Here is a 13,456-nt window from a genome sequence, read left to right as displayed (position 1 = left end):
AAGTCACATTATTCAAATTTTACATCCTCCTATAGTGGAAGAACCTTATGAGATCATTTGCCCAGTTGTTCCAAGAACTTGACCAAAGCAACAAAACTTCGGACAAGTTGGATGCTTTGAAACGCTATTTCCTTACTGCTGCTGACGCGGATAGGCTATGGACACTGGCACTTTTTACTCACAAGCGCCCCAAAAGACAGGTCAATACCAGACTTTTAAGAAACTGGGCCTGCGAATGGGCAGGAATCCCTGAATGGCTATTTGAGGAATCTTACCAGACTGTGGGCGACCTCGCCGAAACCCTTTCCCTTTTACTTCCTTTAACCCCGGAAAGTCAAGATAGTTCCCTTGCCTATTGGATAAATTACCTGATGGCCATGGAAAATCTGGAAGAGGAAGAAAAAAAAGAAAAAATTCTACATGCCTGGAAGGTTTTAAGTAAGGAAGAATGTTTTGTATTTACAAAAATCATTACCGGAGGATTCCGGATTGGTGTCAGCCAAAATTTGGTCACCCAAGCGGTTGCTGATGCTTTTGGCATGGAAAAAACAGAAGTAGCGCATAGGATCATGGGAGATTGGGATCCATCCTCTATCGATTTCTCTGCTTTGATCCTTTCCAAGAACCTTTACGATGACCTTTCACGTCCCTACCCTTTTTACCTTGCCCATGCATTGGACAAGGAAATTGCCGACTTGGGTGAAGTAACATCCTGGCAGATAGAGTGGAAATGGGATGGTATCCGTGGACAATTGATCAGAAGGAAAGGTGAAACCTTTATTTGGTCCCGGGGGGAAGAACTTGTCACTGAAAAATTCCCAGAATTAACCGAAATGGCCAAATCCCTGCCAGAAGGGACGGTTTTGGATGGGGAAATCTTATGTTATGCTGATGAAAGACCACTTCCTTTTTCCCTTCTACAAACGAGAATTGGAAGAAAAAATGTAAGCAAAAAATACCTCAAGGAAGCACCGGTCAGTTTCATTGCCTATGATGTATTGGAACTTAAGGGCAAAGACATCCGAAACCTTCCGATAAAAGAAAGAAGGCGGCTTTTGGAAGCACTTTCAATAAATATTTCTCATCAGAAATTCAGAATTTCACCTTTGGTGAAGGCGAACTCCTGGGAGCATCTTCAGGAAATTCACCGGGATTCCAGGAAAATTATGGCGGAAGGTTTTATGCTTAAACATCAGGATTCCCCTTATGAAGTAGGGAGAAAAAGAGGAAATTGGTGGAAATGGAAGATTGATCCATTAACCATTGACGGAGTGATGATTTACGCCCAAAAAGGACATGGAAGAAGGGCGGATCTGTACACTGATTATACTTTAGCAGTATGGGAAAATGATAAATTGGTCCCATTTGCTAAAGCCTATTCAGGGTTAACGGATGCTGAAATCAGAGAAGTGGATAAGTATGTAAAACAAAATACCCAGGAAAGGTTTGGGCCTGTAAGAACGGTCAAACCTGGTTTGGTATTTGAGATAGCTTTTGAGGGAATCCAGGAGAGTCCAAGGCACAAATCCGGAATTGCCCTGAGGTTTCCAAGGATCCAAAGGTGGAGAAAAGACAAACCCATTGAAGAAGCCAATACGCTGGGTGACCTTAAGGAATTACTGGAAGTCTATGGAAAATAAAGAGCTCGCTGTAGCTTTTCAATACTTTGAACAAAAAGGATGGAGGCCTTTTGATTTTCAGGTCAATGCCTGGAAAGATTACCTGGATGGAAAGTCAGGTTTGCTCAATGCCCCAACAGGAAGCGGGAAGACATTTGCCTTATGGTTTCCTGTCATTTTGGAATATATCCGTAACAATCCGCATGATTGGCAAAAACCCAAAAAAAATGGGATCCAATTGATTTGGGTCACTCCCCTCCGTGCGCTTGCCCAGGATATCCAAAAAGCCATGCAGGAGGTTTGTCATTCCATTGGTCTGCCCTGGACCGTTGCGGTAAGAAATGGAGATACGGACAACAAAGAGCGGCTTTCCCAAAAAAGAAATCCACCGGAATGCCTGGTCACTACACCGGAAACTTTGCACATCCTGCTTGCTCAAAAAGAAAACCAAGCACTATTTGAACAATTGAAGGCCATAGTCATCGATGAATGGCATGAATTGGTAGGCAACAAAAGAGGTGTTCAGGTACAGTTGGCTTTAAGCTATATCAGGCATATTGGTTCCAATGGCTTCAAGCTTTGGGGCATTTCTGCTACAATAGGCAATTTGGAAGAGGCCTGTCAAATCCTGTTGGGAAAAAATTCCCCCAGTCATATCATCCGGGCAGATGTAGAAAAAAACATCCTGTTGCATACGATTTTCCCTGAGGAATTGGAAAAATATCCCTGGTCGGGACATCTCGGGATAAAATTGATTGAAAAGGTATTGGAAATCATTGAAAAGCACCGATCAGTCCTACTATTCACCAATACCAGAGCCCAGAGCGAAATTTGGTACCATCATATCATGGAAAAAAGGCCGGATTGGGCAGGATGGGTAGCTATTCACCACGGGTCCTTAGACCAAAATGTCAGGGCATGGGTAGAAGACTCCCTTCATTCCGGAAAACTGAAATTGGTGGTCTGTACCTCTTCATTAGACCTTGGAGTTGACTTTAGACCCGTAGATGCCGTTATCCAAATAGGTAGTCCCAAAGGGGTAGCCCGGTTTGTCCAAAGAGCCGGACGTTCCGGACATCAACCCGGCCTACCCAGTGAAATCTATTTTGTTCCTACCAATTCACTCGAATTGGTCGAAGCCGCTGCACTTCGAAACGCCATTGAAACCGGTGAAATGGAAAATATCCATTCCCCTACCCTGACTTATGATGTATTGATCCAATTCCTTATCACTTTGGCGGTCGGGGAAGGTTTCAGAGCAGACCAAATCTATCCGGTCATCAAAAACACCCATGCTTTTCAAGACCTTAGCCCGGAGGATTTCCAGTGGGTGATGTCTTTTATTACGGAAGGGGGAAGCTCTTTGAGCGGATACGAGGAATTTGCCAAAGTGGAACTGATAGAAAATGGGATTTACAAAGTCAAAGACAAGAAAACAGCCATGAGGCACAGGCTTTCCATGGGTACTATCGTCAGTGATCCCATGTTGAAAGTCAAATTCAAAAACGGCACATACCTGGGGATGATTGAAGAGTACTTCCTTTCCCGATTGCGGCAAGGTGACCGTTTCTTTTTTTCGGGCCGAAATCTGGAATTCATTGGCATCAAAGACATGAACGCTTATGTACAACTGTCTACCAAAAAAAGCAGCAACACCCCTTCTTACATGGGGGGAAGGATTTCACTCACATCAAAGTTATCCGGAAAAATCAGGGAAATATTGGAAAAAGCCAGCCATGGCATTTATGAATCTGAGGAATCTGTCTTTGTCTCGCCCTTATTGGACCTGCAGCAAAGACTTTCCATTATTCCTGATTCCCATACATTTTTGATTGAAAAGAACATATCCAGGGAAGGACATCATGTTTTCTTTTATCCTTTTGAAGGAAGGATGGTCCATGAAGTACTTGGGGCATTGCTGGCCTATAGAATTTCTGTTACTTATCCCTTGACATTCAGCATCGCAATGAATGATTATGGATTTGAGCTCCTTTCGGATCAAGCTATACCCATTGAAGAAGTATTGGAGGAAGATTTATTTTCTGAAAGAAACCTGGAAGAAGATATCCTTGCCTGCATCAATGAGAGTGAGATGGCCAAAAGGAAATTTAGGGATATTGCCACCATCTCAGGTTTGATTTTTCAGGGTTATCCTGGAAAACCCATGAAGTTCAGGCACCTACAGGCTAATTCGGGAATTTTATATGGAGTATTTGAGGATTATGACCCTGATAATCTCTTACTCAAGCAGGCCCATCGTGAAGTTTTGGACATGCAGATGGAAAAAGACAAAGTGCTCGAAGCTATCCGAAAAATCAACAAACAAAATATTGTGCTCAAAAAACCTGGTCAGTTTACCCCATTTTCTTTTCCGATCATGGTGGACAGGTTAAGGGCACAGCTTTCTTCGGAGTCTTTGGAGGACAGAATTGAAAAAATGAAAGCACAGATGATAGAAGGTTAAACTTGTACTCCATCCCTTCAAAGTTTGAATTGATTTTAAAATGGAAAAGGAATTCAATTGAACCACAAAAACAAAAGGGAACAAAAGAAAGGATGGTTTGCCATTTAAGCTTTGATAATCCTAACTATTGTGCCTTTTGCTTCCTTTTGTGGTTAAAATTTCTTCACGGATTTGGACCCGGAGAACCAGAGGAAAGGCCATCAACTACTTTTTTTAACTTCCTGTACAATCAATTTGCCCTCCAAAAATAAGGAGTAAACAGAACCAGGATGGTAAATAACTCCAATCTGCCCAGCAGCATAATGAAAGAAAGAAAAATCTTCGTTGCGGGGTCAAAGAAAGCGAAATTGTCCATTGGACCTACTTTTCCTATTGCCGGCCCCACATTGCCCAAGCTTGTCGCCACTGCCCCAAAAGAGGTCAATAGGTCATAACCCATCAAGGAAACAATGATGGAACCGATTGTAAAAATCATCAAATAGATCAATAGGAAATTCATGATATGGGTGATGATTTTTCCGGTTACCCTTTCCCCATTTATTTTTAAGGGGACAACAGCCCTGGGATGTACTATCCTTTTGAATTCCAGCCAGGAGTTTTTGAAGAAAGTCAGGTGCCTGATAAACTTGATGCCACCGCTGGTTGAACCCGCAGATGCACCAAAAAACAACAACATAAAAAACACCATGGTCAGCCCCGAATGGTAGGAAGTATAGTCTGCCGTTACGAAACCGGTGGTCGTAACCAAAGAAACCACTTGGAACAAAGTGTCCCTGAAAGATTTTTCAATATCCTGTCCAGAGTAATAAAATACCGGTCCCGAAAGACATAAAGACAAAATCAGAAGCACGCTGATATATGTCCTGAATTCATCGGATCTCCAAGCCCGACTGAATTTACCTGTAAGCCCAAAATAAATTACTGTGAAGTTTGTACCCGCCAAAATCATAAAAATAATAGCAGTATATTGGATAAAAGGTGATGTGTAATAGGCAAGACTTGCGTTTTTGGTAGAAAATCCACCTGTTGCTAAAGTCGTCAATGCGTGATTGACTGCATCATAAAAAGTCATACCCCCTACATAATATAAGATACCTGCAAGAATGGTCAAGCCCAAATAAACATACCAGAGGCGTTTGGCTGTTTCCTGAATCCTTGGATGCAGTTTATCGGAGGTGGGGCCTGGTGATTCCGCTACAAAAAGCTCAATACCTCCAATTCCCAAAAGTGGGAATATGGCAACTGTTAATACAATAATTCCTAACCCACCGATCCATTGGGTCATAGACCTCCAAAAAAGTATCCCCTTCGGGCTTGCCTCAATGTCATTGATTACAGTGGCGCCTGTAGTTGTTAGACCTGAAATGGTTTCAAAAACCGCATCGCTGATTCCAAAGGACATATCACTTAGCAAATAAGGTAGCATCCCAAAAATGCACATCAACAACCAACTGACCGAAACGATAAGATATCCTTCCCGTTTCCTTATATTCTGGTCCTGCCTTGAAAAAGAAAAAAACATTAAAGAACCTACTGTGAAGGTAATCAGGGATGACTGCAATAAGGCATCCAAATCCCCCGTCCCAAAATAATAAGCAAATCCGGCACCTGGAAGCATCATCAACGCAAACAGCATCAATAATGCTCCCATCACTTTTCCGATGGCTTTAAAGTGGATCATAGATCAATGGAAGAATTTTTCAAGTGAAACCTTAGCTGCCGGAAGCGCCAAAACAATCACTTTGTCATTCAATGCCAAAATAAAATCTCCATCTGGGATGTACACTTCCTCTCCCCGAATTACCCCTGCAACAATGGCGGTTTCGGGAAAATAAAGATCCTTCAGTGGATTTTTGGTAACACGGTTATTTTTGGTGATCATGTACTGGATGATTTCCGCATCTACTCCATAAATTCCTGAAACAGCTTCAACTTTTCCTTTTCTTAAAAAGCGGGTTACCTGATTGGCAGCAACCAGTTTTTTATTGATCAGGGAATCCACGCCGATACTGTGTGAAATATGGATATATTCTCTTGTATCTACGTGTGCAATAGCCTTATAAACACCATGATTTTTGGCGCTCAATGAAGTAATGATATTGGTTTCGGAAGATTCTGTCAGGGAAATAAAGGCCTCCATTTTTTCCAAACCTTCTTCAATCAACAATTCAATATTTTTATAATCCCCATTGATGACCAATGTATGGTTCAACCTTTCGGATAGCCATTTACACCGCTCTTTATCCCTATGTACCAAAGTGACCCGGTATTCATTCTCCAATTTCAATGCTGTGGTATAGGCCATATCATCTCCTCCAATGATCATAATATTTTTGATCATTACTTTCTGCTGGCCTAAAAGTTCTACAATGGAGGAAACAGCTTTTTTATTTGAAATAAAAAAAACATGGTCATTATTTCGGATAACGGTATTCCCCCTGGGTATAATGGTAATTTGGTCCCTGACAATTGCAATGATCTTGATGTCTTCAAATAGAGGATCACCTTTCATGTCTGAGATCTTTTTATTCACAAGGGAGCAGTATTGGTCAAGTGTAATACCTACCACATTCAGCTTACCGCCTTCAAATTCAAAAACATCCGTAAAAGTTGAGTTTTTGATCATACGGTAAATTTCCGCACTGCACAGCATACTCGGGGAAATGATATTGTCTATCCCTAGGTTTTTGAAATACCCTTCGTTTTCAGGTTTCAGATAATCGTGGTTTCTGACACGGGCAATTACCCGCTTGGCACCAAGTTGCTTTGCCAGCACTGCCGCTACTATATTCGTTTTTTCGGAGGTTGTAACAGCCATAAACATATCCGCATCCCTTACATTGGCATTTTTAAGGATTTCGAGAGAAGTCGCATCTCCTAAAATAGTCAATACATCAAGGTGGGAAGAAACATTATCTAAAACATCCTTGTCCAAATCTACAAGGGTAATGTCCTGATTTTCATAACTGAGCTGCTCGGCCAGGTGATAACCCATATCTCCGGCGCCCGCTATAACAATATTCATGTGCGTGATGGGAAAATTGCTGATTATTGAACCAATCCATTAGGATAGGATCAAATCGCTGAAAAGGTAGGATGTTTTAATTCGATAGTCAAAAAAAATCAATAAAATTATTGACAAAATGATTGGATATACCTTTGCGTATTGGCACTTCCTAATTGAAAGGCCACAGACCAGTCGGAACAGGCTGCTTGGGCATTATTGGTTTTATAATGGCAAAAACCTCTGTTGGTAAGAATATCGGGATTATCTGGGCTAAGCTGCAGGGCATAATCGTAATCTGGAATGGCCTTGCTGTGCTGATTATTCTTTAGGTAACAATTTCCACGATTGAAATAATAGGCCCAAACCAAGGGATAATCTTCACCATTAATCTTGCTGTAGGCAATAGCTTCTGAATAAGCTTCGATCGCCTCTTTCAATCTGTTTTCTTTTTGAAGCAAATTGCCAAGGTAGTAGGCCATTTCATCGTCTTCTTTGAAAATCTTCAACCCCTTACGCAAGATTTGAATGACTTTTTCCTTTTTCTCTTCAACCTGACTTCCTGCTCTGTAATAATTCAGATATGCGGAGTGGTACGAAGGATCATCCTCTAAAACCTTTTCCAATATCCTAGCTGCAGAAGCAAAATTTCCCTTTTGGATCATGTCTACTGCTGTATTGTTGATCACTATGGAGTTTTCCCTCACCTCAATCTCCACTTCATAAAACTCCTGTGCCAATACCTGATGACAAAAGAGTACCAATAGCAGGACTTTGATAAATTTCATGAAAGACTTTTTTTGAAAAATAACGTTAAGTTTATCCACAAGATTTTATTCCAATAACTTTCTCCCCTCTTCCTCCGGAAGTTCTTCCACTTCCTTTAACTTCCTCTGAATCATTCTTGTTCTGGTTCCCACCAAAAGATCCAGGTCATTATTCGCTTCTGAAATCTTTTTCTGAGCTTTACTGATCAGATCGCCAAATTTACTGAATTCTGTTTTCACTGCCCCCAAAACCTTCCAAACTTCAGAGCTACGTTGCTGTATGGCCAAGGTCCTGAAACCCATCTGAAGGCTGTTCAACATGGCCGCCAAGGTGGTTGGACCTGTGACCACAATTTTAAAATCCCTTTGTAGGGACTGGGCCAAGTGGGCATCTCGGATTACTTCTGCATAAAGACTCTCCATAGGAAGAAAAAGAAGGCCAAAATCTGTGGTATAAGGTGGATGGATATATTTCTGACTGATGTCCTGTGCAGCTTTTTTGATCGCCTTGAACAGGTCCTGTCTTGCAGCTTCTACCAGAGTTTTATCTCCTGTATCATAAGCATCCAACAAACGGTAATAAGTCTCCTGAGGAAATTTTGCGTCAATAGGAAGGTAAACAGGACCATCTTCATGGTTGCCGGGCATTTTAATGGCATATTCTACCCTTTCCGTTTGGCCCGTTTTCACTGCCACATTGTAGGCATATTGCTCCGGGGAAAGCACATTTTCCAGAATACCCTGCAATTGGTACTCCCCCATCACTCCTCTGCTTTTTACATTGCTCAAGACCCTCTTCAAATCGCCAACTCCTGTAGCCAAAGTCTGCATCTCTCCTAATCCCTTTTGCACTGCCAACAACTGCTTACTCACAAGTTCAAAGGATTGACCTAATCTTGCCTCTAAAGTCTTTTGCAGTTTCTCATCCACAGTTTCACGCATTTTCTCCAATCTGTCCTCAGTAGACTGAAGCATGCGTTCCTGCTTGTTGACCAATTCCTGGAATTTTTCACGTTGGAGGGCATTAAATTCCTGGACATTCTCCCGGAACAGGCGTCCAAAATCCTTTAAAGCTTCCGATTGGTCCTTTGCATTGGCACGGAGCGATTCCATGACCAAAGCAAACTGCTGCAAAAGGCCTTGTTGTATTTCAGTCCTGTTGGACTGCATCTGCTTTTCCAACTGGGAACGCAATTCCATCAATTCCTTGGCCTGTTCAAGTGAGGCTGAGTTTTTCTTTTGAACTTGAGTCAAAAGAAAAACCACAAGGAAGGTTTGAATGACAACAATCGCTAAAATAAGTATCTCAAGGGACATAGCTGAAGAATTTGGGAGGAGCAAGATAATCCACATCCACCTGTATCCCTAAAAAATGAAGATATTCTATGACAGTTTCCGTCGGAATTTCTTCCATAGGAACATGACCCGCATTTTCAAAAACCTTAAAGGTAGGGCCAGGAATAGCTTGCTGCAACCTTTCCCCCTGGCTCAGAGGTATCCAATTGTCATGGGCTCCCCACATGATCAAAACAGGCATGTTGAGCCTATCAAAATCTACTTGATAAGGTCTCCTGCTTGTCAGTCTGTCTACAGTCGCCCTTCGGTTGCCTTCTCTCCGCATCATTTCATAGTACCTCGTAACCTGTTCATCAGTGATTTTATCTGGATCAAAGTAAACCTGTTTCATATTCCATTTAAAGAGCATTTTGGGGGTGCACTTCAACAGTAATTTATTGAATATGGGATTTTGGGCAACCCTGAAGATCATTGCGCCAGAACTATTGGAACGGGTACCCTGATTTTCTTCAGGGGAACTTACCGGCATGGGGGCGCCACTCGAATCAATCAGATTAAGGCTCAAGATTCTTTCTGGGTGATCAGAAGCCATTTTTAAGGCTACGCCACCTCCCATACTGTTTCCGGCGACATGAAATTCATCAATGCCCAGCGCATCAGCCATTTGAAACAATAAGGCAGCATAATCACTGATGCCATATGCCTTTTTGGGGTCCGGACCTGTCAATCCATGACCTGGAAGATCCATGGAAACCGTCATAAAATATTGACTGAGTTCATTTTCCCATGCCTCCCAGGTTTGCAAAGATGAAAAACTCCCATGGATCAAAAATATGGGCTCCCCTTCCCCTTTAACCTTGACATGTACTTCCAATCCATTGACCTTGACAAAATGAGAATAGGAGTCCGTATACTTCGGCAATAATACTTCATGGGAAATATCCGGTCGGTATGACAAGGCCAAAAGGATTAAAACAAGCAGGAAAAACCCTCCAAGAAATTTGGCTAATAGTAGTAATATCTTTTTCATTGCTCCAATATAAAGCAAAAATCTATTTTAGTTAGGAACAAAAAAGTTAAGGCCCGGATAAATCCCCCGGGCCTAAAAATGTCAACAAATTATCAATGGGTGACCATAGGTTCCATCAGTTTGGCCTGATTGATAAAATCTTCTATTTGGGAAAGGGCCGGAACAGCACGGGTCAATTTTTTTTGTTCATTGGTTTCAATCAGCATCTTATGCAGGTTGGCAGGATTACGCATTTTAAGCTCTTTGACCGTATCTACGCCTGTTGCCTTGAGGAGTTCTGCAAATTGAGTAGCAATACCGTTGATCCTAAACAGGTCAGCCATATTCACCCACTTAAGAATTCTTTTTTCACTGATTCCCGTAGCAGCAGCAAGGTCTACCCTGCCTTTTTTTGAACCTGCTTTTTCAAGGAGTGATTCCACGCTGTTAATTCCAGCTGCTTCCAGTTTACCTTTGTAAACTGCACCGATACCTTCGATCATTGTGATTGCTTTTGCCATAATTGTAAAATTTAAATTTGGTTGTAAGTTTATTTGAATAGATTGCCTAGTCCACCTTTTAAAATATTGCCTACCTGACCGCTTATAGATCCCCCCGCTGCCTTTCCCAACATATCCATAAGATCATTCTGCGAAAAACCTCCTTTTTTACTGTTACTAAAAGCAGAGAAAATTTTGGGTAAAATAAAATTTGTAATCAATCCTGCCCGATCCGGGTTGAAACCCATCTTTTGGACAAACTGACTGCTTAATGAAGAGGCTAGTCCCTGAAAAACCGGATTGGAAGTTTGACTGCCCTTTTGATTGAGCAAATCCAACAAGCCACCGACATTGCCACTAGCCAATTCTTTACTTAAGCCACCCAAAAGACCATCTTTTGTTGTGGTTATGGCCTTGTTGGCCTGTCCCTGATCCATCCCAAAATTCTCGGTCAAACCCTTCAGTAATTCAGGTGAAATATTTTTTAAAACTTGCTCTAACATGGCCTAAAAACTTTAAGATTTAAAAGCGATTTATCTCCTACAATTTAAAAACTTTGAAATAATATTCCGAGAAAATTTTAAATTTTTAAGGATTATTTTTGACCGCTCAAATAATGACCGGCACAGACTGATATCCTTATTTGTGAATTCAATCAAAGCTCCTTACTTTTCCACTGGAAAATGGTAAAAATGGATATATTCAGTGAAGAAAAAACATCGAGGTTATACCATAAATTAGTCTTTCTTAGCATTTTTTTTTCCTTGCTCAGTTTTTCTGAGCTCAGCGCGCAGGTAAGGCCAGCATTAGGTGGTTCCTCCCGTTTGTACAACAATGCCCTCGCTGAAATGGAAAAGGGTAATTATGAACAAGCCAATACTTATTTCAGGCAAATTATTGAAAGCGGGTTACCCATTTCGCCGGAAATGCCTTATCATTTTGCGGTCACCCTCTTTGAATTGGGACAGTATGACAACAGCTTGAACTTTATCAAAAGGTACCTTCAAATCAATGGCAGAAATGCCCCGAATTATGAGCAGGCCAAAGAATTGGAAAAGAAACTGGAAGCACCCATCAAAGCTATTTTAGAATGTCAATTTTGTAATAATCAAGGCTACAGGATACACACCTGTCCTACCTGCGAAGGGAAAAAACAAATCCTTCAGGACTGCAGCCTTTGCAGAGGCAGGGGATTGGTTGGTTGTAATAAATGCTATGGAAAAGGGCTACTGACCAAAAGAAATGTATTTAATATTGTGGAATACTTAGAGTGTGACAAGTGCAAAGGAGAAGGAAAGCATACCTGTCCGACCTGTGATGGAAATCTAAAACAGTTTTCTGATTGCAGAACCTGTCAGGGAATGGGCGTGATCAGCTCAGAAGAAATCTGCAACCATCAACCAGCCCCTAGGCATATGTCCATGGCTTTTGAAAAAATTAAAAAATTCCATTTCCAATGAAATTCTCCTTCCCCCACCCCATGATCATTATGCTTTCTTTTGTTGCTTTGGCGACAGTATTGACATACCTGATCCCTGCAGGATCTTTTGATCGGGTCTTGGATGAGGCAACAGGTCGGGAGGTAGTAGTAGAAGGCAGCTATAAGGTAATAGACAGTCAACCCATAAGTCTAGGGAAAATGTTTCTCAGCATACCTGAAGGCATTATTGAAGGGGCTGAGGTGGTGGTACTGATCCTGATTATTGGTGGGGCCTTTTATGTGGTGGACAAAACGGGTGCCTTCCAGTCCGGTCTTGAAAGCCTGATCCACCGCTTCAAGAATGCCAAAGCCTACTTACTGGCATTGGTTGGAATCTTATTCGCCACAGCTGGAGCATTGAACGGTCTTCAGGAAGAAATCATTGCCATGGTACCCGTACTCATGATCCTGAGCCGAAAAGTGGGTTATACCCCAATAGCCGGTGTCGCCATTTCTTTGGGCTGTGCCCTCATCGGTGGGGCTTTTGGCCCTTCCAATCCCTTTTCAGTACTGATTGCACAAAACTTCGCTGAAGTCCCCCTATTTTCTGCCGGGCTGTATAGGATGTTTTTTTTGGCCTTAGCCTTAGGCTTCTGGATAGTCTATGTCATCCGTACAGGGAAAGACCCCAATCATCAGGAAAACCCATCCGAGGAAGTACCGGATAAAATGTCCAAATCGCATTCTCTGATCTTGATCTTGGTAGCCCTCACCTTTGGAGTCATGATTTATGGCCTGAGCAACTGGGACTGGGATTACAATGAAATGTCCGCTATCTTTTTTGCTATGGGACTAAGTGCGGGAATCATCGGGAAATTGGGCATCAATGGAACTGCCAAAGCTTATTCAGAGGGCTTTGCTGAGTTGGTTTTTGCTGGGATTATCGTTGGTTTGGCCAGAAGCATTTACCTGGTTTTACAGGACGGACAGATTATTGACACCATCATCTATGCCCTTTTCAATCCCTTGGAAGGATTGCCATTGGGACTTTCTGCTTTTGGAATGATGATCGCCCAGGCCATTCTGCATATCCCCGTTCCGAGCACCTCAGGTCAGGCGGTGTTGACCATGCCGCTGTTGACTCCTTTGGCGGATCTGATCGGAATGTCAAGGCAAGTGGTGGTGTTGGCTTATCAGTATGGGGCCGGCATCATGGATATGGTCACCCCAAGTAATGGGGGCCTGATGGCCATTCTGGCTGCTGCGGGGATTTCTTACAAGGATTGGATCCAATATGCCTGGAAACCTATTTTGGTAGTATTTACTATTGCTGCGGTATCAGTAATAGGAGGAATTTTTCTACTTTAAGAAAGAAGT

11 protein-coding genes are annotated in these 13,456 nt (G+C 42.1%); 4 read left to right on the top strand and 7 right to left on the bottom strand.

Features of this window, described 5'->3' with window-relative positions:
* Positions 1-47: 47 nt before the first annotated feature.
* Both BC751_RS14645 and BC751_RS14640 read left to right on the top strand, forming a co-directional pair.
* Positions 48-1,640 (top strand): ATP-dependent DNA ligase, encoded by a 1,593-nt coding sequence (locus BC751_RS14645; protein ID WP_130276307.1) that lies wholly within the window; start codon positions 48-50, stop codon positions 1,638-1,640.
* Positions 1,630-4,083 carry a ligase-associated DNA damage response DEXH box helicase gene (locus BC751_RS14640; RefSeq protein WP_130276306.1) on the top strand — a complete coding sequence of 818 codons (2,454 nt, stop codon included), beginning with the start codon at positions 1,630-1,632 and terminating at the stop codon, positions 4,081-4,083. Before BC751_RS14645 ends, BC751_RS14640 begins: the two co-directional genes overlap by 11 nt.
* 229 nt (positions 4,084-4,312) lie before the next feature.
* On the opposite strand, the gene BC751_RS14635 is transcribed toward BC751_RS14640, so the two are convergent.
* The 7 genes from BC751_RS14635 to BC751_RS14605 form a co-directional block, all read right to left on the bottom strand.
* Positions 4,313-5,764 (bottom strand): TrkH family potassium uptake protein, encoded by a 1,452-nt coding sequence (locus BC751_RS14635; RefSeq protein WP_130276305.1) that lies wholly within the window; start codon positions 5,762-5,764, stop codon positions 4,313-4,315.
* 3 nt (positions 5,765-5,767) lie between these two features.
* The gene (trkA, locus tag BC751_RS14630) at positions 5,768-7,108 is read right to left on the bottom strand and encodes a Trk system potassium transporter TrkA (RefSeq protein WP_130276304.1); all 1,341 of its coding nucleotides are present in this window, start codon (positions 7,106-7,108) and stop codon (positions 5,768-5,770) included.
* A gap of 107 nt (positions 7,109-7,215) precedes the next feature.
* Positions 7,216-7,875 (bottom strand): tetratricopeptide repeat protein, encoded by a 660-nt coding sequence (locus tag BC751_RS14625; protein ID WP_130276303.1) that lies wholly within the window; start codon positions 7,873-7,875, stop codon positions 7,216-7,218.
* A gap of 45 nt (positions 7,876-7,920) precedes the next feature.
* Complete coding sequence (gene rmuC, locus BC751_RS14620; protein ID WP_130276302.1) at positions 7,921-9,171, bottom strand: DNA recombination protein RmuC; 1,251 nt, start codon at positions 9,169-9,171, stop codon at positions 7,921-7,923.
* Positions 9,161-10,180: an alpha/beta fold hydrolase gene (locus BC751_RS14615; RefSeq protein WP_130276301.1), complete on the bottom strand. Its 1,020-nt coding sequence runs from the start codon at positions 10,178-10,180 to the stop codon at positions 9,161-9,163. Before BC751_RS14615 ends, rmuC begins: the two co-directional genes overlap by 11 nt.
* Positions 10,181-10,272: 92 nt before the next feature.
* Entirely contained in the window at positions 10,273-10,680 is a 408-nt protein-coding gene (locus BC751_RS14610; protein WP_130276300.1) for a DUF4332 domain-containing protein, read from the bottom strand.
* A 29-nt stretch (positions 10,681-10,709) separates the two neighbouring features.
* On the bottom strand, positions 10,710-11,162 hold the full coding sequence (locus tag BC751_RS14605) for a DUF937 domain-containing protein (protein WP_130276299.1): 453 nt from the start codon (positions 11,160-11,162) through the stop codon (positions 10,710-10,712).
* Between the two features lie 189 nt (positions 11,163-11,351).
* Between BC751_RS14605 and BC751_RS14600 the strand changes: the two genes are divergently transcribed.
* Together BC751_RS14600 and BC751_RS14595 are read left to right on the top strand one after the other, a co-directional pair.
* Entirely contained in the window at positions 11,352-12,119 is a 768-nt protein-coding gene (locus tag BC751_RS14600) for an outer membrane protein assembly factor BamD (RefSeq protein WP_207226891.1), read from the top strand.
* Entirely contained in the window at positions 12,116-13,447 is a 1,332-nt protein-coding gene (locus tag BC751_RS14595) for a YfcC family protein (protein ID WP_130276298.1), read from the top strand. Before BC751_RS14600 ends, BC751_RS14595 begins: the two co-directional genes overlap by 4 nt.
* The last annotated feature ends 9 nt before the right edge of the window (positions 13,448-13,456 follow it).

The sequence above is a fragment of the Cecembia calidifontis genome (assembly GCF_004216715.1).
Lineage (GTDB): Bacteria > Bacteroidota > Bacteroidia > Cytophagales > Cyclobacteriaceae > Cecembia_A > Cecembia_A calidifontis.
Note: the sequence above shows the minus strand (reverse complement) of the source record. Positions and strands in the feature narration are given on the sequence as shown.

Coding starts and splice junctions, on each gene's coding strand:
- BC751_RS14645 (WP_130276307.1), top strand. CDS start 48: ATGAGATCATTTGCCCAGTTGTTCCAAGAACTTGACCAAAGCAACAAA.
- BC751_RS14640 (WP_130276306.1), top strand. CDS start 1,630: ATGGAAAATAAAGAGCTCGCTGTAGCTTTTCAATACTTTGAACAAAAA.
- BC751_RS14635 (WP_130276305.1), bottom strand. CDS start 5,764: ATGATCCACTTTAAAGCCATCGGAAAAGTGATGGGAGCATTATTGATG.
- trkA (WP_130276304.1), bottom strand. CDS start 7,108: ATGAATATTGTTATAGCGGGCGCCGGAGATATGGGTTATCACCTGGCC.
- BC751_RS14625 (WP_130276303.1), bottom strand. CDS start 7,875: ATGAAATTTATCAAAGTCCTGCTATTGGTACTCTTTTGTCATCAGGTA.
- rmuC (WP_130276302.1), bottom strand. CDS start 9,171: ATGTCCCTTGAGATACTTATTTTAGCGATTGTTGTCATTCAAACCTTC.
- BC751_RS14615 (WP_130276301.1), bottom strand. CDS start 10,180: ATGAAAAAGATATTACTACTATTAGCCAAATTTCTTGGAGGGTTTTTC.
- BC751_RS14610 (WP_130276300.1), bottom strand. CDS start 10,680: ATGGCAAAAGCAATCACAATGATCGAAGGTATCGGTGCAGTTTACAAA.
- BC751_RS14605 (WP_130276299.1), bottom strand. CDS start 11,162: ATGTTAGAGCAAGTTTTAAAAAATATTTCACCTGAATTACTGAAGGGT.
- BC751_RS14600 (WP_207226891.1), top strand. CDS start 11,352: ATGGATATATTCAGTGAAGAAAAAACATCGAGGTTATACCATAAATTA.
- BC751_RS14595 (WP_130276298.1), top strand. CDS start 12,116: ATGAAATTCTCCTTCCCCCACCCCATGATCATTATGCTTTCTTTTGTT.